The sequence below is a fragment of the Mesorhizobium sp. C372A genome (genome assembly GCF_030323245.1).
Taxonomy (GTDB): Bacteria; Pseudomonadota; Alphaproteobacteria; order Rhizobiales; family Rhizobiaceae; genus Mesorhizobium.
The window spans coordinates 1,733,327-1,754,088 of record NZ_CP100475.1 but is presented as its reverse complement, the minus strand read 5'-3'; the positions used below and the strand labels follow the sequence as shown (position 1 = coordinate 1,754,088).

The window sequence follows — 20,762 nt, the reverse complement described above, 5'->3', positions numbered from 1 at the left end:
CTGAACACGCGCTTCAGCGGACCATCCGAGAGCCCCGGCTTGCTGCTCTGGCGAACCACCATGCGCTGGCAGCGCGTCATGACGGCGGCGCTGGCCCCGCTTGACCTTACCCATGTCCAGTTCGTGCTGCTGGCTTCGGCGATGTGGCTCGGCCGATATGGCGAGCCGCCCAACCAGGTCCAACTCGCCGCGCAGGCCGGCACCGAGGTGAAGATGACGTCGGACGTCGTCGCCCGGCTTGAGGCAAAGGGACTGATTGTGCGGGACACCGACCCGCGGGATTCCCGCGCCAAGGTGATCCGCGTCTCCACGACGGGGACGGCCGCAGTCCAGCGCGCTATCGTCGCCGTCGAAGCCGCCGACGCTGCTTTTTTCTCAACCGTGGATGAGGCGCAACTCGTCGGCCTGCTGAAACGGCTGGCCGGCGAGATCCGCTGAGTCGGCCGCTAAGCCAGGAACTTGGCGATGATGGCATCGCCCATTGCGACAGTGCCGACTTCGGTCATGCCCTCGGACAAAATATCCTTCGTCCGGAGCCCGTCGTCGAGCACGGCGGCTATTGCGCCTTCGAGCTTGTCGGCCTCATCGACCATGCCGAAGGAATATCGCATGCACATGGCAAACGACGCGATCATGGCGATCGGGTTGGCGATGCCCTGTCCGGCAATGTCGGGCGCCGAGCCATGCACCGGCTCGTACAGCGCCTTGCGCTTCCTGGTCTTCACATCGGGCGCGCCGAGCGAGGCCGACGGCAGCATGCCGATCGATCCGGTCAGCATGGCGGCGATGTCGGACAGCATGTCGCCGAACAGATTGTCGGTGACGATGACGTCGAACTGCTTTGGCCAGCGCACCAGCTGCATGCCGCCGGCATCGGCCAGCATGTGGTCGAGCTTGACGTCAGCATAGCGAGTCTTCTGGGTCTGGGTGACAACCTCGTTCCACAGCACCCCGGATTTCATGACGTTGCGCTTTTCCATCGATGTCACGTGGTTCTTGCGCGTGCGCGCCAGCTCGAAGGCGACGCCGGAAATGCGCTCGATCTCGAACGTGTCGTAGACCTGCGTGTCGATGCCGCGCTTCTGGCCGTTGCCGAGATCGATGATCTGCTTCGGCTCGCCGAAATAGACTCCGCCGGTAAGCTCGCGCACGATCAATATGTCGAGGCCCTCGACGACTTCCTGCTTCAGCGAGGACGACGCGGCCAGCGCCGGATAGCAGATGGCGGGCCGGAGATTGGCGAACAGCTCCATATCCTTGCGCAGCCGTAGCAACCCGGCCTCGGGACGCACCTCGTAAGGCACCTTGTCCCATTTCGGCCCGCCGACGGCGCCGAACAGCACGGCGTCCGCAGCCATCGCCTTTGCCATGTCGCCATCCGAAATCGCCGCGCCATGCGCGTCGTAGGCACAGCCGCCGACCAAGCCTTCATCAGTGGCAAAACCGCTGCCGAGCTTTGCGTTCATGGCCGCGATCAGCTTCTTCACCTCGGCCATCGCCTCGGGGCCGATGCCGTCGCCGGCGAGCAGGAGAAGATTTTTCGAAGCCATGGAGAACCGTCCGATGCTGTTTGGAGAAACCGCGGCCTTGCTAAACGCCAAGAGCTTGCGGCGCAAGGGGATGAAGAACGCTACGACGGCGCCCGCCTCTCAAGACCTGGGTTCCTCGCCGTGGCCAGAGGCGGGGGAGAGGAACAAATCACTTGTGCGACAAAATATTCACCAACCGGCCGAACGGATCGCGCACATAAAACCGCCGTACGCCCCACGGCTCGTCGGCCGGACCGTATTCGACGGCAAAGCCGGCGGCCCTCATGCCTTGCAGCGCCGCATCGACATCGTCGACCTCGATGGAGAGGTCCGGCACCGGCGTGCCGGAGCCGCCCTGGGCCATGAAGCTGATCTGCACCTGCATCCGTTCGTCGGACCCGTAGGTGACGATCCAGCCCTGATCCATCAGCACATCGAGGCCAAGCACGTCCTGATAGAAGCGTTTCGCCGCTGCCGCGTCTGGTGTCCCGATATTGGCCACGATGCGCCGGACCGTCATGGCTTTGCCTCCTCAAGCCGTGCGCCGCAGCGCCGTGACTTCGATCTCGATCTTCATTTCCGGCTTGTTGAGCTGGCACACGATCATCGTCGCCGCCGGCCTGATCTCGCCGAAAGCCTCGCCGAGGATGGGGAAGACCACGTCCACGAAGGCCTGGTCGGTGATGTAGTAATGCGCCCGCACCACATCGGCCATGTCGAAGCCGCCATCCCTCAGCGCCTCGGCGATGGTCGCCAGACAATTGCGCGTCTGCGCCTCCACCGTTTCCGGCATGGCCATCGTCGCATAGTCATAGCCGGTGGTTCCCGAGACGAAGCACCAGTCGCCCTGCACCACCGCGCGCGAATAGCCGGCGGTTTTTTCGAAGGGCGAACCGGTGGAGATGAGTGTGCGCATGGAGCCTCGCTGTGGTTTCGGACGCTTTGCAGGAAAGGGCCGGCCAGGCCATGGGCCAAGTCAGGTGCAAATCTTGGCCGTCGGCGGGACAGCACCCCCCTCTGGCCTGCCGGCCATCTCCCGCTCAAGGGGGGAGATTAGCAGTTCGGACGCCTTTCTCGCTTTCCACATTTGCGATTGGCGAAAGCCAGAGTGACGTCTGATCTCCCCCCTTGAGCGGGAGATGCCCGGCAGGGCAGAGGGGGTGTGACGGATCGCGACGGAACAAGCATGAACACCGAGTGTTCGCCGCGCTGCCGCGAACTCTAGTTCCCCGACTCCTGCGCCTTGTCCATTGCTTCCTTCACATCCGCAGGCCAGGTCTTCACGTCAGGCCACGCCTGCGGCTCGCCATTGTCGCCGCGCCGGGCGAAGTAGAGCGTGTGCTTGGCCGGGTCGACCGCCATGAAACCGTCATTGCTGCCGCATGCGTGCGGCACGCAGCCGGTGGCGTAGAAGGCGCCCGACGCCGTCTTTTCGGTGCCGCCGCCGACCAGCAGGCTGGTCGCCATGTCGGGCATGGTGTCGCCGAGTAGCGTCTGCGCCGCCTTGTAGACGGCCTCATTGTGGAAGGCGTCGATGATGTTCTGGTATTTGGCCGGATCGACGTCCTTCCAGTCCGTACCCGGCTCCGGCGCGTAGGTCAGGTCGCCCGAGATCGTCAGCCCGTCGCTGGGCGACCATTGCAGCGCTTGCTTCGTATCGCCCGGCAACAGATACGGCACGAAATAGATGGCGTTGTCGGCCACCGCCGCCGGCGGCGCGCCGCATTCGTCCTGTTCGACCTTGAGGCTTTCTATCTCGCCGCCTTCCGGCTTCCAGACGATGACCTTGGCCGGGCCGCACTGGTTGCCGCCGTCGCCGACATCGACCAGCGCCACGTCGACGCCGCCGACCTTGACTGTTCTGTCGAAGAACACGTCGTAATTGCTGGCCAGCTGCTTGCCGTCATAGGCCAGCACCTTTTCGCCATCCTGCTCCGGCTGGGTGATGGTCAGCTGCCCGCCCTCGAACGGGACCGGCCCCTGGCTGTCATCGTCCGCCAGGGCCGCATTGCTCGACGCGCCCGGATCGGCGGCGGACGGATCTTCTGCCGGCACGAGGACCGTGTCGGTCTGTGCTTGCGCGCCGGCCACCGGCATCAGCATCCACGCCAGCGCGCAGGCGCCGGCAAGAAGAAAACGTGTCATGACTGTCCCCTCCGTTCAGCCGCCACGAACCCGGCTTTGTGGCGGCCGGGCCATCTCGTACCACTCAGGCCCAAGGACGCTCGGCAGCGTTCTTCTTCTCGAACGAGGCGATGGCGCCGGCCTTCTCCATGGTCAGGCCGATATCGTCGAGACCGTTCAGCAGGCATTGGCGCTTGAAGTCGTCGAGGTCGAAGGTGACCACGCCGCCGTCGGGGCCGCGGATTTCCTTGGCCTCGAGGTCGACCGAAACCGTCGCATTGGAGCCGCGCGAGGCGTCGTCCATCAGCTTCTCCAGATCTTCCGGACTGACGGTGATCGGCAGGATGCCGTTCTTGAAGCAGTTGTTGTAGAAAATGTCGGCGAACGACGTCGAGATGACACAGCGAATGCCGAAATCGAGCAGCGCCCACGGCGCGTGTTCGCGGCTCGAACCGCAGCCGAAATTGTCGCCGGCGACCAGGATCTGCGCCTTGCGGTAGGCTGGCTTGTTGAGCACGAAGTCGGGGTTTTCCGAGCCATCGTCCTTGTAGCGCATTTCGGCGAACAGGCCGCTGCCGAGCCCGGTGCGCTTGATCGTCTTGAGATAATCCTTGGGGATGATCATGTCGGTGTCGACATTGACGATCGGCATCGGTGCGGCGACGCCGGTGAGCTTGGTGAATTTTTCCATGGCTTTTGCCCGTTCTTGATCGAATTCGTTGCGTCAGGGTTTGCTGCGCCCGGTTTACACAAAGCCGCCGGCAAATAAAAGGCAACTGTTGGTGCGCGGCCCGATCGAAAGATCGGCGGCAAACGTCTTTAAAACCGGCCGCCGCTGGTGCACCTTGCGCCCATGACCACACAATCGAATATTATCTATGCCAGTGAGCCTGAGCTCGACGTCGCTGAATTCCGCCGCGTGCTGGTCGAATCCACGCTCGGCGAAACACGCCCCGTCGATGACGACGCCCGGCTGCAGGCGATGCTTTCGGGCGCGAACCTGGTGCTGACGGCGCGGCTCGACATCGAAGGCAGGCCGCTGATAGGCGTTATCAGGGCCATCACCGACTTTTCCTGGGTGTGCTATGTCTCAGAGCTCGCCGTATCCCAATCTGCGCAAGGCCTCGGTATCGGCAAGGGCCTGATGGACGCGGCCCGCCGGCAGCTTGGGCCTTCGGTCGCCATCAGCCTGATCTCGATGCCCGACGCAGTCGGCTTCTATGAGCGTATCGACATGACGCGAATGGCCGACGCGTTCTGGTTCTCTCGCGAGGGCTGACGAGCGTCGAGCGCAATTGCCGATCGGGTTGGGCAGTCAAGGCGGGCAAGGTTCTCGGCAATGCGGAACGGTGTTCAGGACCCCGCGGAGCAACGCCTCCTTGTCGCCCTTGATCCGCGCTTCATCCGGTCCACATCCCCAGCATGGGAAATCGCCGATCTCTCATAGGCACCGCCGGCTGGGGAATTCCGTCTCGATACAAGGCTGACTTTCCGCAGCCCGGGTCGCATCTCGAACGTTACGGAAAACGCTTTCCGGTCGTCGAGATCGACACCTCGTTCTACAAGCCGCACCGCCGCGAGACCTATGAGCGCTGGACGCACGCCGTGCCGGAGCACTTCCGCTTCGCGGTCAAGGCGCCGAAGAGCATGACCCATGAGCATCGCCTCGCCGATTGCGAGGGGCTGACGGAGGACTTTCTCGGGCAGGTCGAAGGTCTCGGCGAAAAGCTGAGCGTGCTTCTGGTGCAGCTGCCGCCAAGCCTGCCCTTCGAGCCGGAGGTCGCCGGCGGTTTCTTCGACATGTTGGGCAAGCGTATCCGGGCAAGGCTGGCATGCGAGCCGCGCCATCCCAGCTGGTTCGGCGCCAAGGCCGACGCACTCCTTGTCGACAACCGGATCACGCGCGTTGCCGTTGACCCGACCCCGGTTGCGGAGGCAGCAGGGCCGGGTGGCTGGCCCGGCCTTGCCTATTTCCGCTGGCACGGCGCGCCGCGCATCTACTATTCGGGCTACGATGCCGAAACGCTCGACCGGTTTGCGCGGCAAGTGGAAGCAGCGGCAGTTTCCGGCGCAGAGGTCTGGGGCATTTTCGACAACACGGCCGCCGGGCATGCACTGGGCAACGCGATGGCTGTCAGTGCGATGGTTGCTTAGACTCTCGCGGGACAGCACCCCCCTCTGGCCTGCCGGCCATCTCCCCCGCAAGGGGGGAGATCAGATGCCGCGACCGCTTTCGCCAATCGCCGACGTTGCAAGAATGGCGCCTTCGCCGAAGCTGCCAATCTCCCCCCTTGCGGGGGAGATGCCCGGCAGGGCAGAGGGGGGTAGGCGGGAACTCGACAGTGAGCTTTTGCCGCCTCAAATCACATTCAATTCCCGGAACGCCCTTCCCTCAGCCACTCTGGCGTACCCAAACGCCGAGCAATCCACCGTCCGATACCCGCCATGCACCAACAACTCCGCCAGCGCCTTACCGGCGGCCGGCGCCTGCTGCAGGCCGTGGCCTGAAAATCCGTTGGCGAAGATGAAATTGCCGACCTCGGGATGCGGGCCGATCACCGCATTCTGGTCGAGCGTGTTGTAGTCGTAGTGGCCGGCCCAGGCGCGTGTCGGCTTGATCGCCTCGAAGGCAGGGATGCGGGTTGCCAGCACGGGCCAGATCACCTCTTCGAACAGCGGCCAGTCGACGTCGAAATCCCTGGGGTCGGCGGGGCCATCGCCCTCCTCCGGTTCGGCGCCGCCGGTGAGATAGACCGAGCCTTCAGGCCGGACATAGATGCCGGATGGGTCGACCAGCAGCGGCATGTCGACGTATTTTTCCCGCGCCTCGAAGACGAAAACGTTGCGCTTGCGCGGCTCGACGGGCAGCACGAGTCCCGCCATGCCGGCCACCTTGCCGGCATTCGGCCCGGCGGCGTTGACGACGATGCCGGCTTGCAGTCTTTCGCCATTGTCGAGGTCCACTCCGGTGGCGCGGTTGCCCTGCCTCTCAATGCCGGTGACATCGGCGGCGATGAAATCTATTTGTCTGTCACGCAATGCCTTGCGAAACAGCGTCAACATGGCATGAGCGTCGAACCAGCCCTCGCCGGTACGGCCGAAGGCGCCGGCGCTGATGCCTTCGGTCGACAGCCAGGCAAAGCGCTTTGCCAGCTGGTCGGCATCCTCGAGCAGAATGTCGGCGCCCTCGGCGACCTGTGCTTGGTGGTTGGCTTTCAGGATCGGCAACCCGGCCTCGCCGGCCAGGATGAGATAGCCGCCTTCGCGAAAACCGATATCGGCGTCGGTGCCGAAGGTCTCCTTCAGCCGCCGGAACAGGTTTAGCGTGAACTGCGACAGCCGGATATTTTCCGGAATCGAGAATTGCTGACGGATCGAGGCCATGGACAGCGTCGTTGCCGCATGGGCGAATTGCGGGTCGCGCTCGATCAGCGCGATGGAGCCGGAAAAGCCTTCCTCGCGAAGGTAGTAGGCGACCGAGGAGCCGACGATGGCTCCGCCGATGATGACGATGTCGTAGCGCACGTTTTTCTCCGATCCGGCCGCCGGCATCCTTCATGCCCCCGGCACAATGATCTCGAAGCGCGTGCCGCGCCCGGAGTCAACCAGCGCGATCGTGCCATCATGCGCTTTCAGGAGGGCCAGCACTATGCCGAGGCCCATGCCGGTCCCGCCGGATTCGCGCCGCGTGGTGAAGAACGGCTCGAAAATGCGTGCCCTGTTGCTCGGCGAGATGCCGGTGCCGTCGTCGCTGACCGCAATGGTCACCTTGCCTTCGGCGCTGGCAGCCGCTAGCAAAACCTGGGTCGCGCCGTGCCTGGCGGAATTGTCGATCAGATTGGCAAGCACGATCGCCGCATTCTCGGCCGAGATGCGCAGACCGGTTTCGCCGCCCGCCTCGACGCGAACCGCCAGTCTGCCGTCCACCGGCAGCAATGCCAGCGCCGCATCGAGCGATGTGCTTTCGCCGCTCGGCGCCAGGTTTTCCGCGCGCGCCAGATCGAGCAGGCGCCGCACCAGCAGATTGAGCCTTCCGGCATCGTTGACGATGTTGCCGGAAAACCGCTTGCGCTCTGCCGCGTCCATCGCCTCGCCGGAATCGCGCAAGAGTTCGGCCGCGCCCTGGATCGCCGTCAGCGGCGATTTGAGCTCGTGCGAGACATGGGTGGCAAAGGTCTGGATCGAGTCGGAGCGCGCCTGCAGCTTTTCGGCCATGTCGAGAAAGGCCGCGGACAGCTCGGCCATTTCGCGCGTGCCGTGATGGTCGAGCGGCCGGATGGCGTCGCGGTCGCCGGCGGCGATGCGCCTCGTGCGCTCCATCAGCGCGTAGATCGGCCGGCTGACGGTGCGCAGGAACACCAGCGCGATCAGCAGCGTGCCGAACAGCATGGCGATGGCCGCCAGCGTCACCTTGCCGCGTTCGCCATAGAGATGCTTGACGATGTTGTTCGGCGTTCGAGACAGGTAGATCACGCCGGCGACATGGCCGTCGACCGCGATCGGCATGGCGACAAAGACGCGAACTTTCGTGCCGCGGCTGACCGAATAGAGGGGCGGTGGCGGCTGGTCGGGAATTCTTTGTCTCAACACGCTGGCGTAGTGGCCGGCAAGGGCGGTGCGCACCTCTTCGACATTGGCCAGCGATAGTCCGACCTCGTCGCGCCCTGCAATGACAACGCCGCGCGGATCGAGCAGCCGGAAGCCGGCCAGCGTGGTTTTTTGCGTCGTGTCGAGAATGCCGGACAGGCTGGCGCCGATCGCCGCGAAGGCTGGATCGATGGCCGCGGCGATGCCGGCGGGTCGGGTCGGCAGCAGGTAGTCGGAAGCGAGATCGAGGCTCGGCTCGATCGGCTGGTAAGGCGAGTCGTCGCCACGGCTGGCATCGCCGCTCTCCGCGTTCATCGGCGCACCGAGCCTGTCCGGGGAAATGCCGGCGTCGCTGATATCCTGCGCATAGATCGCCGCGATGACGGCGCCTTGCGCGATCAGCTCGCCCTCGGTCTGGCGGATCAGCTGGTTTTCATAAAGCCGGAAGAAGAACAGGCCGACCAGCGGCAGCGCCAGCACCATGATGAGGATGGCGAGAACCACCGTGGCCAGCCTTGGCCGCCATTTGGTGCCGATCCATTTGGCGTCGCTCAGGCGCCGCATCGGCCGAGCCGGAAACCAACGCCATGCACGGTTTCGATGGCGTCGAGACAGCCCGCCGCCCCCAGCTTGGCGCGGATGTTGCGGATGTGGCTGTCGACGGTACGGTCGGCGACATGGATGTTGGCGGCATAGGCGCTGGCGACCACCAGGTCGCGCCCCAGCACATGCGCCGGCCGCGCCAGAAATCCCTTCAGGATCGAGAATTCGATCGCCGTCAGCGCCAGCGCCTTGCCGTCGAAACTGGCGCCGTGGCTGGCCGGCACCAGGCTGAGCTTGCCATGCGCAAAGGCCCTGTCATCGGCCGGATCCGGCGCCAGCGGGCGGGCGCGACGCAGGATGACATTGACGCGCGCCACCAGTTCACGCGGGCTGAACGGTTTCGTCACATAGTCGTCGCCGCCCATCTCCAGTCCAAGGATACGGTCGATTTCTTCGTCACGCGCCGACAGGAACAACACCGGCACATCGGAGCGTTGTCTGAGCCGCCGGCAGACCTCCAGCCCGTCCATCTCCGGCATGCCTATGTCGAGCACGACGAGGTCGGGCTCGCGGCGCTCGATCGCCTGCAAGGCGGCCGCGCCGTCGGCCACCGCTTGCGTCTTCATCCCGGCCTTTTCCAGCGCAAAGCAGATGACCTCGCGTATGTGCGGATCGTCGTCGGCGACCAGGATCTGATGCGGCATGGATCTAACGGTCCGGCACTGAAGGTTGCGAGGGCTGGGTAGGGGGAGGAAGCACGAGCGGACCTCTCTTGTCGAGAACCTGCACGAGCCTCCAGCCGCGAAAGCTCCAGGCGCGCCACTGCTTCTGCTCGGCGATAGTGTCGTCGATCATCATTTGCTCGGCCAGATAGGTGGTTTGGTTTCCGAATTGGTGCATGTAGAGGCGGTCCAGCGCCGGCATGGCGGCAGCGCCGAGCGAGCGCAGATATTCGGTATCGATAGGCGTGCCGTCGCCGGTCATTTCAAGGGAATGGTCGACATTGAAATTGGCGATCGTTGCGGCGAAGTTGATGAAGCAGCAGGCATAAAGCGTCGCCGATAGCGTCGCAAGATTGGCGGAGAGCAGCCATTCGTTGGATTTTCCAAGCGCGATGCGGGCAATGATCAGTGCAAGCCCTGACGCCACCAACCCCACCCAGACGAAGGCGGCGATGCGCCAGTAGGTCAGTGCATAGACGCCGATATAGAGATCGAGCCTGAGAATCGACGAGATGACCAGCACGATGTTCTGCGCGACCCAGGCATAGACCAGCCGGCGGATCAGCGGATCGCCTGAGGTTTCGCTGCCCGGCCGCAGCGCCGCCAGCACGAAGCCGGCGGCCAGCAGCGCGGTGGCGATCAGCGGATAGGCGCCGCGATGCGCATAGGCGGCATAGCTCAACCCGTCCGGAAGGGCGACCCCACCCCAGAGATAGGCTGCGTCGAGCCCGGTCTGCAGCGCAAACAAGGCGTTGAAGACGATCAGCGCGCGCAGGATCGCGGCCTTGCCGAAGACGACGGCCTCGATCGTTGTCGCTGGTTTAGTCGCGGCCGGTGCGGCCACGGCTGCAGGCGGCGTCAAAGGTGGAAGGCGGCGCAGGAAACGCGGCAGGCGAGGCCGCAGGAAAGCCCAGACGCCGGCGAGCACGAGCAGCCAGAAGACGATCCGCGCCAGTTGGATGAGATCGAGCAGCTTCATCAGGTCGATCAGCGACAGCCAGTATTCGATAACCGGGTTGGCGGCGCCGAACAAAAGCAGGAACACCGCGCCCAGCGTCACCGGCATGACCCAGACGATGATGGACGCCAGGCGGATGCGGCGGCCGCCAAGCCGGCGCACCGTGCGGCGCCATTGGAAAAAGTCACGGATAAGGCGCAGCGGCGCCGCCAGCAGGAACAGCGCGACCTGGCCGGCAATGCGGGCGATGCCGTGCCGTAGCCGCCCGGACAGGGACAGCGCAAACACCACCAGCGCCACGACAGCTATCGCCACCGACAGCGGGCTGACGTTCTCGGCCAACGGCAGCAGCACGACGAACAAAGCGGCCGGCTTGAGCCAGGATCGGGTGGAATTCAGCGCGGCAGGATGCACAGCGACCACCGCGCCGGCGATCAGGATGGCAAACAGCAGCACCGTGATCCCGGCGGGCTGGCCATAGAAGAAAAAATCCGCCAGGGCGACGAGCAGGACGGCGATGCCGAAGCGGCTGGAAAAGCTTGCAAACGATGTCATGCGCGGATTTTCCTGATGGGCTGGGTCCGCTCGGCCGGTGGGCGGATAAAAGGGAGCAGGCTCGCTTCCAGGTAAGGGCGGGCCTCCGCCCGGGGCGGATCGACCAACCACCAGCTTTCGCTGCGCAGGCGATAGGGCAAGGACCAAAGGTGAGCGTTTCGCTGTTGCATGCCGCTGTTGTCGCGGGCTCGCATGGAAACGGCGGGGCGGAGTGGAGGAGGTTTTCCGCAGGGATGTGCAGTTTTCGTGCAGGACCTGCGCTTACGGCCGGGGCGCTGCCCGCCATCTTTCCGGACGTTGGCGCTGTCCCAGCCAGGCTTGTCCAGTCGATAGATGGGTAACACTTTGAACCGGATACATAGGTGACACTTCTCTCCCCCTATGCGTCCGCCGCAGCGCCAAGCGGATTGGTTGGCGCGGCGCTGCGGCGGACAAGCTTCATGTGCCGTGTGTCGATGATGCCGAGCGGGTGGGCATGGAATGAGAGTGTCCATTGTCTGTCTTCGGTCTCCAACGCAGCGACCGGTTCGCCCGCCAGCGCTTGCGAGACATATATGAAGCCGCCATTCCATCGGATCTCGCCATTGTGGCGCACGCGGCGGACCGAGGCCTCGGCCGGATAGACGGGCTCGGGTGGTGTCCTGGGCATGGCGCGCTGTGAGGACCGGTAGTGCTGGGCGGGCGTATCCATGCCCAGCGCCTCATGGGGACGTTCCTCATTGTAGCTGTGGCGGAAGGTCTCGAAGGCCTGGCCCTGTGCCGTTCGGTCGGCTTCCGGTGCCTCGGCCATCGGCAGCATGGTCAGGTGAAAGCGCTCGTGACGTCCGTTCTGCTGTGGCCTGCCGGGTGCGATCCGCTCCAGGGTGATGCCGAGCTTGATGAAGCGCACGACAAGCGGCGTCAGCCCGGTGACGCCGGCCGATGCGAAGGGCGGGCCATTGTCGCTTCTGAAGCGATCCGGCAGGCCATGCTCTTCAAACAGCCGTTCGAACACCGGCCAGGCTTCGCTATCGGCCGTCGACCCCGTCGCTTCGAGCGCCAGAAGATAGCGGCTCGACGCATCCATCACCGTCAAGGGTTCGCAACGCCAGCCGTCGCGGGTCCGGAACCAGCCCTTGTGATCGCCAGTCCACACCGCGTTCGGTTCTTGCGGCTGTGGCCAGGGTCCATTGCCGCAGGCCCGCAGGCGGGGTCGCTTGCGGGCGCGGACAAGCCCATGCCGCGCAAGGATCGCGCCGACCGTCGAGGCTGAAGGCCACATGAACTCGGGAGCCGTGCGCCTGAGCCGTGCCACGATCTTCTTTGGACCCCAGAGCGGATGCAGCTCCTTGGCCGCCACAATCCGCTCAACCAGATCCTGAGCTGTCGCACGGCCATGATTGAGCGGGGCTCGCGGCAGGTCGTGCAAACCCTCAGGCCCAAACGTCCGATAGCGTCCTAGCCATTTGTAGCCGTTCTTGCGTGAGATCCCGTAGGCCGCACAAAGCGCAACCATCGTCTCATCCCCAGAAAGACACTCCACAACAAACCGTAGCCGCTCGTCCATGATGCCAGTCTCTCGCCAAACCATCGCCGGTCCTCCGGCGGACAAGAAAACTGTCACCCATGCTATCGGTCCATTCTGTTACCTATCTATCCGGTTCGGACAGGCTCCTTTCCTCTCCCTCCGGAGGGGGGAGAGGTGGCTCGGCGAAGCCGAGACGGAGTGGGGGAACCACCTGGCAATCGCCGCGAACGGACACAGGAAGGGCATTCGGTGCAAACATCGCCTCGCCTTGCGCCCCAAGGGTCGACATCCACTTCGTCGATCCCCGCTCCGTCGAGCTTCGCTCGACACCTCTCCCCCGATCGACGGGGGAGAGGAAAGGCCCCCCTTCCGCAACTGCTGCGGGACGGGCGGGGCAGCGCAAGCTTTCGCGGTTGGCTCGTCATCAGGTACCGGTCGGACGCTTGCCTCCCCCGCCCACACGCGGCATAGATCGGCCATGACAAGCGAACCTTACCGCCCGCGCCGCTCGGTGCTTTACGTCCCCGCCTCCAACGACAAGGCGCTGGCCAAGATCGCGACGCTTACCTGCGATGCCGTGATCATCGACCTCGAAGATGCAGTTGCTCCCGTCGACAAGATCACCGCGCGTGAAAAACTGGCCGGCATTTTCGCCAGTCGGCCAGTTGCCAACCACCATGGGCGGCGTTGCGAGATGATCGTGCGTGTCAACGCGCTGTCCAGCGAATGGGGCAACGATGATTTGCTGGCCGCGGCAAAATTCGAGCCCGACAGCATCCTGTTGTCCAAGGTCGCCACACCGCGCGACATCCTCGAAGTCGGCGATGTACTCGACGACAATTTTGCCCCCGACGGCGTCAAACTCTGGGCGATGATCGAGACGCCAAAGGCCATGCTCAACATCGGCGCCATCGCTGAACTCGGCCGCGACCCAGCCTCGCGCCTAGTTTGTTTCGTTTCCGGAACGAACGATCTGGTCAAGGAAACCGGCATTCTGGCGACGCCTGATCGGCGCTACCTCGTGCCTTGGCTGATGCAGATGGTGCTGGCGGCACGGGCCGGCGGCATCGACATGCTCGACGGCGTCTCCAACGATTTTCGCGACCTCGACGCGTTTGCGCGCGAATGCACCGAAGCCGCCGCCATGGGGTTCGATGGCAAGACGCTGATCCACCCGGCCCAGATCGAAGCCGCCAACCGCGCCTTTGCGCCCGCGCCCGAAGCTCTGGCCGAGGCGCGCGCGGTGAAGGATGCCTTCGCCTTGCCAGAAAATGCCGGCAAGGGCGTGATTGCTCTGAACGGCAGGATGGTCGAGCGGCTGCATCTGGCGCAGGCCGAAAAACTGCTGGCGAAGGCCGCCGCCATCGGCGCATGATCCGCCCCGAAAAGACGAACTCACGACAGGATCTGACCCATGAGACTTTACCGCTTTCTGTCCGCCCCCGACGATTCAACCTTCTGCCACAAGGTCACCGCGGCGCTGAACAAGGGCTGGCACCTGTACGGCTCACCGACCTACGCCTATGACAAGAAGACCAAATCGATGCGCTGCGGCCAGTCGGTGGTGAAGGATATTGACGGCCAGGAATACGGGCCGGATACAAAGCTGAGCGACTGGTAGGGAAGGCGTCAACCTCCGCGTCTTCGTCATCCTAGGGCGAAGCAAGGAGCGAAGCGACGCGACGCAGACCCTAGGATCCATGCCGTGCCGTTTGCCCTAGAGTGCAGCGGATCAGAATGACGCTTGTGCCGGCGCTCGTTACTGCGGATCTGTGCTGTTCGCAGAACCGCTTGCTTTCCTGCACCGCGGCACCTGCACCGCCGTCACGGCATGGATCCCAGGGTCTTCGCGACGGAGCTTCGCTCCTGCTTCGCCCTGGGATGACAAAGGTGGGGGCTATTCCGCCGCCTCTTCGATTTTCTCCATATCATCATCCGACAGGCCGAAATGGTGGCCGATCTCGTGGATCAGCACGTGGGTGACGATGTCGCCCAGCGTCTCTTCGTTCTCGGCCCAGTAGTCGAGGATGGCGCGGCGGTAGAGGGTGATGCGGTTCGGGCCTTCGCCGGTCTGCGGGTTCCAGCGCTCGGCGATGCCGCGGCCCTCGAACAGGCCGAGCAGGTCGAACGGCGTCTCCAGCGACAGATCGTCCATGATCTCGTCGGTCGGGAATTCGGCGATCATGATGACGATCTCGCCGGTCAGCTTGCGGAAATCGTCGGGCAGATGCGCGTACGCCTCCAGCGCCAGAAACTCCATCTCCTCGATCGAGGGCGAGAGTTCGTCATGCCAGGTGCGGGTCTTGTAGATGCGGGCCATGCTTTGTCCTTTGATCCCGGCATATAGGCTTTCCCTCCGGACTCGGCAATGAAGCGGTAATTCCATGACGTCAATGGCTATAGAGGAATAAATTCCTTCTGACTCCGCTTGACTCTTTCGGCACCCTCTGGAATCTATAGGAACATAACAGGAACAATTATGAGAGAAATTGACCGTCATGGCGACATCAGCCGTGGCGCGGGAGACTGTTTTTGCCCTGCGCCGCCAGATCGCGAAGATCGAGGGAACGCTGCCCGAGCGCCTGGCCGTGCCGGCCGGCGAGCGACCTCGTGCGTGCCCTGACAGCGCTATCGGCGGTGCGCCCGAACCTAATGCCGATGTCACCATCATCCGCCGCGGGCTCGCCGTGGCTTCGCCGGATGCTTTCCTGGCCACCGGCGTCGAGCGCCTCGATGCGGCGCTGAGCGGCGGCCTGCCGAAAGCCGCCTTGAGCGAAATCCATGGCCTTGAGACCCGCAATGCCGGGGCCGTCGCCGGCTTTGTGCTGTCGCTTGTCAGCCTGATCCTCAAGGGCCAGCCCTTGCCAGTGCTGTGGATCGGCACGTCGGAGATTTTTCGCGAGGCCGGCTTTCCCTATGCCAGGGGATTGCAGGGCATGTTCGGTATCGCACCGGAGCAGTTGCTGTTTTCCGAGGCGCCGAAACTCACCGATGCGCTGTGGGTAGCCGAGGAGGCCGCCAAGATGACGGCGCTCGCCGCAATCATCCTCGAAATCCGTGGCAGCCCGCAGCGGCTCGACCTCACCGCGACGCGCCGGCTGCACGCGCGCGCCCAAAACGCCCGCCGGCCGGTATTCCTGCTGCGCCAGGCCGGCGAAACCGAGCCGACCGCCGCCCCGGTGCGCCTCATCGTGTCGGCTGCACCAGCGACATCGCGCCGGACGATCGCCGGGCCGCTTGCCGGCTCGATCGGCCACCCTGCCTTCACCGTCAGCATCGGCAAGAGCCGCACCGCTCTGCCTGGACAATTCACACTGGAGTGGAACCCCGATGAACACGCATTCGAAGAAAGAAAGCCCCGCGAAAAACGGCCAGAGAATTCTGTCGCTGTGGTTCCCGCATCTGGCGGCCGAACGGATCCTGCGCCAGCGCCTGGGACGGTCGTGGCGTTCCCGGCCTTCGGATCATTTCCCGCTCGTGATCAGCCATCGCGACCGCAACGCCCAGCGCATATCGGCCCTCGACGAGCGGGCTGAGGCGCTGCATCTGAAGCCTGGCATGGGCATTGCCGACGCCCGTGCCATGCATCCCTCGATCGACATTGTCGAGGCCGATCCGGAGGCCGACCGCCGGCTGCTCGAAGGCCTCGCCGACTGGTGCGACCGCTATACGCCGCTGGTGGCGCTTGACGGCGTCGACGGGCTTTATCTCGACGTCACCGGCTGTACCCACCTGTTCGGCGGCGAGCGCGCCATGCTGGACGACATCCTTGCGCGGTTTTTCCAGCAGGGTTTCGATGTCCGCGCCGGGTTGGCCGCGACGCCGGGTGCAGCCTGGGCGGCAGCGCGCTTTTGCGGCGACCGCATCGTTGTCTCCGGCGAGGAAGAAGCGCTGCTCGCCCCCTTGCCGCTGGCCGCACTGCGCATCGAGGCCGATATCCGCGCCAGCCTGGAAAGCGTCGGTCTGCGCACCGCCGGCGCGGTCATGGCAGCGCCGCGCGCGCCGCTCGCCCGCCGTTTCGGCGCGACCTTGCTGTTGCGTCTTGACCAGGCGCTCGGTCGCCTCGACGAGGCGGTATCGCCGCGCCTGCCGGTGGCGCCCCTTTCAGTCGAACGCCACCTGGCCGAGCCGGTCGTGCTGACCGCCGAGATCGAACGGCTGGTGCTCTTGCTGGCGGTGACGCTGAAGGCCGATCTCGAACGCCGCGGCGAAGGCGCAAGGATGCTGGCGCTGCTGTTGTTTCGCGTCGACGGCGCCGTCAGCCGCATCGCTGTCGGCACCTCGCGTCCGCTGCGCGAACCGAAGCTGATCCAGCGCCTGTTCCATGAGCGGCTGGCCGCGCTCGAACAGGACATCGATGCCGGCTACGGCTTCGACCTGGTTCGGCTTTCGGTGCTGGCGGCCGCCGACTTCGACATGCAGCAAGCCGATTTGACCGGCGAGGCCGAGGATGACGGCGCCGACATGGCACTCTTTGCCGACCGCATCCGCGCCAGGCTCGGCGACAGTGCGGTGCTGAAGCCGGTCGCCCTCGAGAGCCATCTGCCGGAGCGCGCCGTCGCCACCATCTCGTTCTCGGAAGCGCCACAACGCAAAACACCGCTCAGGAAGCCGGGCTCGAAAGACGCGCCGCGCGCAACCATCTTCCCGCCGGAACGGCCGATCCGGCTGTTCCGTTCGCCCGAGCCGATCGAGGTGCCGGCCACCGAAATGCCTGAGGGTCCGCCGATGAATTTCCGCTGGCGCCGCGCGCTCTACCGGGTCGCGCGCGCCGAGGGGCCGGAACGCATCGCGCCGGAATGGTGGCGTGAAACGTCAAGCGATCCGCTCACATCGACGCGTGACTATTTCCGGATCGAGGATGCCGACGGCCGCCGCTACTGGCTCTACCGGCAAGGCCTCTATGGCAACCCGCAGGTGCCGCCGCGCTGGTTCATGCATGGGGTCTTCGCATGAACGCGCTGACCGTCATCCCCTATGCGGAATTCGGCATCCAGTCGAACTTCTCCTTCCTGCGCGGCGCCTCCAAGCCGGAGGAGCTGGTGGTGGCGGCCAAATTCCTCGGCTTTTCCTCGATCGGACTGGCAGACCGCAACACGGTGGCCGGCGTCGTGCGCGCCTGGCAGCAGGCCAAGGTCGAGAAGCTCGCCTATCACCCCGGTTGCCGCCTGGTGTTCGGCGACGGCACGCCGGACATTCTCGCCTATCCGCAGAACCGCAAGGGCTGGGGCCATCTCTGCCGCATGCTGACGCAAGCCAATTTGCGCGATGAAAACGAGAAGGGCGCGACCCTTCTCCAGCGCAGCGACCTGCTCGAATGGGGCGACCTGCTGTCGCTGGCGGTGCTGCCGGATCTCTCGGCGAATGCCGACGATCCCCTGGCATTGGTCCGTCAACTGAAAGACCGTTTCGGCGCTAATTTGCGGCTAGGCATGGCGCCGGATTATCGCGGCAATGACCGTTTCCGCATCGAGCAGGCGGCGGGCATGGCGGACATCGTCGGCGTGCCGCTGATGGCGACCAACGACGTGCTTTATCACAGCGCCGAGCGCCGCTCGCTGCAAGATGTGCTCACCGCCATCCGCCTCAATTTGCCGGTCGCCGAGGTCGGGCTGGAGCTGACGGCCAACGCCGAGCGCCATCTGAAGCCGCCGCTGGAAATGGCCCGTCTCTTCCGCCGCCATCCACGGGCGCTGGCCGAGACGCTGCGCTTTGCCGGCGAACTGACCTTCTCGCTCAGCGACCTCCAGTACAATTATCCCGACGAGCCGACGCAATCAGGGCTTGGGCCGCAGGCCGAGCTAGAGCGTCTGGCCAGGGAGGGGGCCGCCACGCGCTATCCGGCGGGCGTCCCCGCTTCCGTCTTGCAGCGCATCAGTGAGGAGCTCGCTCTGATCGAGCGTCTGAATTATGCGCGCTATTTCCTGACCGTTTACGACATCGTCCAGTTCGCCCGCAATGAGGGCATTCTGTGCCAGGGCAGAGGCTCGGCCGCCAACTCGATCGTCTGCTACTGCATCGGCATCACCGAGGTCGGCCCCGAGCGCATCGACACGTTGTTCGAGCGCTTCATTTCCGAGGAGCGCAACGAGCCGCCCGACATCGACGTCGATTTCGAGCATGAGCGGCGTGAGGAGGTGATCCAGTACATCTACTCCAAATACAGCGCCAAGCGCACCGCGCTGGCTGCCGCCGTCATCAGCTATCGCGGCCGCTCGGCGCTGCGCGAGGTGGCCAAGGCCATGGGCCTGTCGGACGATGTCCGCATTGCGCTTTCCAGTTCGATCTGGGGCTGGTCGACCTCGGAGCTCGGCGAGAAGGAGGCGCATGCCGGCGGCCTCGACCGCAACGAGACCTCGACCCGTCACGTGATCGCCCACGCCAACGAGATCATGGGCTTTCCCCGGCATCTGTCGCAGCATGTCGGCGGCTTCGTCATTACCCGCGACCGGCTCGACGAGATCGTCCCCATCGTCAAGACGGCGATGGAGGCGCGCAAGATGGTCGAGTGGGATAAGGACGATCTCGACGCGGTGAAGATCCTGAAGGTGGATATTCTGGCGCTTGGCATGCTGACCTGCCTCAAACGCGCCTTCACCTTGCTCACCGACCATTATCCGAAGGCCCGGGATGATTACGGCCGACCCTATGTGCTGGCCACCCTGCCGCCGGAAGAGAACGACGTGTACGACATGATCTGCCGCGCCGACACACTCGGCGTCTTCCAGATCGAATCGCGCGCGCAGATGTCGATGCTGCCGCGTCTACGCCCGCGCGAATTCTACGACCTGGTCATCGAGGTGGCGATCGTGCGGCCCGGTCCGATCCAGGGTGATATGGTGCATCCCTATCTGCGCCGCCGGCAGAAAAAGGAAATGCCTGAGTACCCCAAGCCGGAACTGGAAGAAATCCTGGGCAAGACGCTGGGCGTGCCGTTGTTCCAGGAACAGGCGATGAAGATCGCCATCGTCACCGGCGGCTTCAGGCCGGGCGAGGCGGACGAACTACGCCGCGCCATGGCCACCTTCAAGCGCACCGGCACCATCGGCAATTACCGCCAGCGCATGATCGACGGCATGGTCGGCAAGGGATACACCAAGGACTTCGCCGAGCGCTGCTTCAAGCAGATCGAGGGCTTTGGCGAATACGGCTTTCCCGAAAGCCATGCCGCCTCCTTCGCTTTGCTCGTCTATGCCTCCTGCTGGTTCAAGACCTTTTATCCCGACGTGTTCTGCGCCGCGATCCTGAATTCGCAGCCGATGGGGTTTTACCAGCCGGCCCAGCTGGTGCGCGACGCGCGCGACCATGGCGTCGATATCCGCGACGTCGACGTCAATTTTTCCGACTGGGACTGCACCCTGGAGAAAGCCCAATTCGATCCGGGCCGCATCCTGGCGCGCCATGCCGAAATGCGCGGTGTCATCAAGACCCGGTGCGCCGTCCGGCTTGGCTTCCGTCAGATCAAGGGCTTGGCCGAGAAGCGTATGGAAGCTTTCACCGCGCGGCGCGGCGCCGGCTATACAAGCGTCAGGGATGTGTGGCTGCGCTCGGGCCTCGATGTCGGCGAAATCGAAAGACTGGCGCAGGCTGACGCCTTCCGCTCGCTCGGCCTCGATCGTCGTGAAGCCTTGTGGGCGGTGCGCGCGCTGGATGGCAAGAGCGCCGCCGAACGGCTGCCGCTGTTCGACCAGCCGGCGATCCGGCTGCGCGAACTCGAGCCCGAGACAAAACTGCCGACAATGCCGCTCGGCGAGCACGTCATCCACGACTACCGCGCGCTCGGCCTGTCGCTGAAGGCGCATCCGGTCGCCTTCCTGCGCGAGCGGCTCGACCGCGCCGGCGTCATTCCCAATGCCAATCTCGGCTCGGTGCGCGACGGCAGGCGGGTCTCGGTCGCCGGCCTGGTGCTGGTGCGGCAGCGGCCCGGCAAGGGCAATGCGATCTTCCTGACGCTGGAAGACGACAAGGCCGTCGCCAACGTCATTTTCTGGGAGCGGACCTTTACCCGTTTCCGGCCCATCGTCATGGGCGCGCGCTTCGTCAAGGTCACCGGCAAGCTGCAGTCGGAATCCGACGTCATCCACATCGTCGCCGAAAAGATCGAGGATTTGACGCCGTGGCTGACGGTGCTGCTGGAAGAGATGACGCCGGCTGCCCGGCCCGACATTGCCACCCTCTCGGACAAAGCTGAAAGGGTCATGCCCAAGGGGCGGAATTTTCAGTAGGCAAGTGCAGGG

At 64.6% G+C, this 20,762-nt stretch carries 19 protein-coding genes; 8 read left to right on the top strand and 11 right to left on the bottom strand.

Annotation, left to right across the window (positions count from 1 at the left end):
• Positions 1-60: 60 nt before the first annotated feature.
• Positions 61-438: a MarR family winged helix-turn-helix transcriptional regulator gene (locus NLY42_RS08180; protein ID WP_023683823.1), complete on the top strand. Its 378-nt coding sequence runs from the start codon at positions 61-63 to the stop codon at positions 436-438.
• 8 nt (positions 439-446) lie between these two features.
• Here the strand turns inward: NLY42_RS08180 and leuB are convergent, their stop codons facing one another.
• The 5 genes from leuB to leuD all read right to left on the bottom strand — a co-directional run bounded on the left by leuB (position 447) and on the right by leuD (position 4,344).
• A complete protein-coding gene (gene leuB, locus NLY42_RS08175) occupies positions 447-1,550 on the bottom strand; it encodes a 3-isopropylmalate dehydrogenase (protein ID WP_023756211.1) in 1,104 nt (367 codons plus the stop codon).
• 148 nt (positions 1,551-1,698) lie between these two features.
• Positions 1,699-2,049, bottom strand: a complete 351-nt coding sequence (locus tag NLY42_RS08170) for a VOC family protein (protein ID WP_023756210.1) — start codon at positions 2,047-2,049, stop codon at positions 1,699-1,701.
• Positions 2,050-2,061: 12 nt separating this feature from the next.
• A complete protein-coding gene (locus tag NLY42_RS08165; RefSeq protein WP_023702580.1) occupies positions 2,062-2,445 on the bottom strand; it encodes a RidA family protein in 384 nt (127 codons plus the stop codon).
• Positions 2,446-2,750: 305 nt separating this feature from the next.
• The gene (locus NLY42_RS08160; protein WP_023715741.1) at positions 2,751-3,674 is read right to left on the bottom strand and encodes an Ivy family c-type lysozyme inhibitor; all 924 of its coding nucleotides are present in this window, start codon (positions 3,672-3,674) and stop codon (positions 2,751-2,753) included.
• 64 nt (positions 3,675-3,738) lie between these two features.
• Positions 3,739-4,344 carry a 3-isopropylmalate dehydratase small subunit gene (gene leuD / locus NLY42_RS08155; protein WP_023715740.1) on the bottom strand — a complete coding sequence of 202 codons (606 nt, stop codon included), beginning with the start codon at positions 4,342-4,344 and terminating at the stop codon, positions 3,739-3,741.
• Positions 4,345-4,506: 162 nt separating this feature from the next.
• Here leuD and NLY42_RS08150 point away from each other — a divergent pair, with 162 nt between their 5' ends.
• Positions 4,507-4,932, top strand: coding sequence for a GNAT family N-acetyltransferase (locus tag NLY42_RS08150; protein ID WP_023756208.1), 426 nt, complete (start codon positions 4,507-4,509; stop codon positions 4,930-4,932).
• A gap of 143 nt (positions 4,933-5,075) precedes the next feature.
• Complete coding sequence (locus tag NLY42_RS08145; protein WP_023726011.1) at positions 5,076-5,807, top strand: DUF72 domain-containing protein; 732 nt, start codon at positions 5,076-5,078, stop codon at positions 5,805-5,807.
• Between the two features lie 204 nt (positions 5,808-6,011).
• Here NLY42_RS08145 and NLY42_RS08140 read toward each other — a convergent pair whose 3' ends face one another.
• The 5 genes from NLY42_RS08140 to NLY42_RS08120 form a co-directional block, all read right to left on the bottom strand.
• On the bottom strand, positions 6,012-7,178 hold the full coding sequence (locus tag NLY42_RS08140) for an NAD(P)/FAD-dependent oxidoreductase (RefSeq protein WP_023726010.1): 1,167 nt from the start codon (positions 7,176-7,178) through the stop codon (positions 6,012-6,014).
• A 30-nt stretch (positions 7,179-7,208) separates the two neighbouring features.
• On the bottom strand, positions 7,209-8,804 hold the full coding sequence (locus NLY42_RS08135; RefSeq protein WP_023756207.1) for a sensor histidine kinase: 1,596 nt from the start codon (positions 8,802-8,804) through the stop codon (positions 7,209-7,211).
• Positions 8,792-9,487 (bottom strand): response regulator transcription factor, encoded by a 696-nt coding sequence (locus NLY42_RS08130; RefSeq protein ID WP_023756206.1) that lies wholly within the window; start codon positions 9,485-9,487, stop codon positions 8,792-8,794. Before NLY42_RS08130 ends, NLY42_RS08135 begins: the two co-directional genes overlap by 13 nt.
• 4 nt (positions 9,488-9,491) lie before the next feature.
• Positions 9,492-11,018, bottom strand: a complete 1,527-nt coding sequence (locus NLY42_RS08125) for a DUF4153 domain-containing protein (RefSeq protein ID WP_023756205.1) — start codon at positions 11,016-11,018, stop codon at positions 9,492-9,494.
• A gap of 379 nt (positions 11,019-11,397) precedes the next feature.
• Entirely contained in the window at positions 11,398-12,588 is a 1,191-nt protein-coding gene (locus NLY42_RS08120) for an integrase core domain-containing protein (protein WP_286489087.1), read from the bottom strand.
• Between the two features lie 415 nt (positions 12,589-13,003).
• On the opposite strand from NLY42_RS08120, the gene NLY42_RS08115 reads away from it, so the two are divergent.
• Both NLY42_RS08115 and NLY42_RS08110 read left to right on the top strand, forming a co-directional pair.
• Positions 13,004-13,900, top strand: coding sequence for an HpcH/HpaI aldolase/citrate lyase family protein (locus NLY42_RS08115; protein ID WP_023754923.1), 897 nt, complete (start codon positions 13,004-13,006; stop codon positions 13,898-13,900).
• 39 nt (positions 13,901-13,939) lie between these two features.
• A complete protein-coding gene (locus NLY42_RS08110; RefSeq protein WP_023699283.1) occupies positions 13,940-14,146 on the top strand; it encodes a DUF1737 domain-containing protein in 207 nt (68 codons plus the stop codon).
• A 276-nt stretch (positions 14,147-14,422) separates the two neighbouring features.
• Here the strand turns inward: NLY42_RS08110 and NLY42_RS08105 are convergent, their stop codons facing one another.
• The gene (locus NLY42_RS08105) at positions 14,423-14,845 is read right to left on the bottom strand and encodes a metallopeptidase family protein (RefSeq protein ID WP_023702572.1); all 423 of its coding nucleotides are present in this window, start codon (positions 14,843-14,845) and stop codon (positions 14,423-14,425) included.
• Between the two features lie 178 nt (positions 14,846-15,023).
• On the opposite strand from NLY42_RS08105, the gene NLY42_RS08100 reads away from it, so the two are divergent.
• Genes NLY42_RS08100 through NLY42_RS08090 form a run of 3 tightly spaced genes read left to right on the top strand, consistent with a single transcriptional unit; the run spans position 15,024 to position 20,750 of the window.
• Complete coding sequence (locus NLY42_RS08100; protein WP_023754924.1) at positions 15,024-16,061, top strand: ImuA family protein; 1,038 nt, start codon at positions 15,024-15,026, stop codon at positions 16,059-16,061.
• Positions 16,003-17,481 carry a DUF6504 family protein gene (locus NLY42_RS08095; protein WP_023754925.1) on the top strand — a complete coding sequence of 493 codons (1,479 nt, stop codon included), beginning with the start codon at positions 16,003-16,005 and terminating at the stop codon, positions 17,479-17,481. The genes NLY42_RS08100 and NLY42_RS08095 overlap by 59 nt, the downstream gene beginning before the upstream one ends.
• Positions 17,478-20,750 carry an error-prone DNA polymerase gene (locus NLY42_RS08090; RefSeq protein ID WP_023754926.1) on the top strand — a complete coding sequence of 1,091 codons (3,273 nt, stop codon included), beginning with the start codon at positions 17,478-17,480 and terminating at the stop codon, positions 20,748-20,750. The genes NLY42_RS08095 and NLY42_RS08090 overlap by 4 nt, the downstream gene beginning before the upstream one ends.
• Positions 20,751-20,762: the final 12 nt, after the last annotated feature.

Coding starts and splice junctions, on each gene's coding strand:
- NLY42_RS08180 (WP_023683823.1), top strand. CDS start 61: ATGCGCTGGCAGCGCGTCATGACGGCGGCGCTGGCCCCGCTTGACCTT.
- leuB (WP_023756211.1), bottom strand. CDS start 1,550: ATGGCTTCGAAAAATCTTCTCCTGCTCGCCGGCGACGGCATCGGCCCC.
- NLY42_RS08170 (WP_023756210.1), bottom strand. CDS start 2,049: ATGACGGTCCGGCGCATCGTGGCCAATATCGGGACACCAGACGCGGCA.
- NLY42_RS08165 (WP_023702580.1), bottom strand. CDS start 2,445: ATGCGCACACTCATCTCCACCGGTTCGCCCTTCGAAAAAACCGCCGGC.
- NLY42_RS08160 (WP_023715741.1), bottom strand. CDS start 3,674: ATGACACGTTTTCTTCTTGCCGGCGCCTGCGCGCTGGCGTGGATGCTG.
- leuD (WP_023715740.1), bottom strand. CDS start 4,344: ATGGAAAAATTCACCAAGCTCACCGGCGTCGCCGCACCGATGCCGATC.
- NLY42_RS08150 (WP_023756208.1), top strand. CDS start 4,507: ATGACCACACAATCGAATATTATCTATGCCAGTGAGCCTGAGCTCGAC.
- NLY42_RS08145 (WP_023726011.1), top strand. CDS start 5,076: ATGGGAAATCGCCGATCTCTCATAGGCACCGCCGGCTGGGGAATTCCG.
- NLY42_RS08135 (WP_023756207.1), bottom strand. CDS start 8,804: ATGCGGCGCCTGAGCGACGCCAAATGGATCGGCACCAAATGGCGGCCA.
- NLY42_RS08130 (WP_023756206.1), bottom strand. CDS start 9,487: ATGCCGCATCAGATCCTGGTCGCCGACGACGATCCGCACATACGCGAG.
- NLY42_RS08125 (WP_023756205.1), bottom strand. CDS start 11,018: ATGACATCGTTTGCAAGCTTTTCCAGCCGCTTCGGCATCGCCGTCCTG.
- NLY42_RS08120 (WP_286489087.1), bottom strand. CDS start 12,588: ATGGTTTGGCGAGAGACTGGCATCATGGACGAGCGGCTACGGTTTGTT.
- NLY42_RS08115 (WP_023754923.1), top strand. CDS start 13,004: ATGACAAGCGAACCTTACCGCCCGCGCCGCTCGGTGCTTTACGTCCCC.
- NLY42_RS08110 (WP_023699283.1), top strand. CDS start 13,940: ATGAGACTTTACCGCTTTCTGTCCGCCCCCGACGATTCAACCTTCTGC.
- NLY42_RS08105 (WP_023702572.1), bottom strand. CDS start 14,845: ATGGCCCGCATCTACAAGACCCGCACCTGGCATGACGAACTCTCGCCC.
- NLY42_RS08100 (WP_023754924.1), top strand. CDS start 15,024: ATGGCGACATCAGCCGTGGCGCGGGAGACTGTTTTTGCCCTGCGCCGC.
- NLY42_RS08090 (WP_023754926.1), top strand. CDS start 17,478: ATGAACGCGCTGACCGTCATCCCCTATGCGGAATTCGGCATCCAGTCG.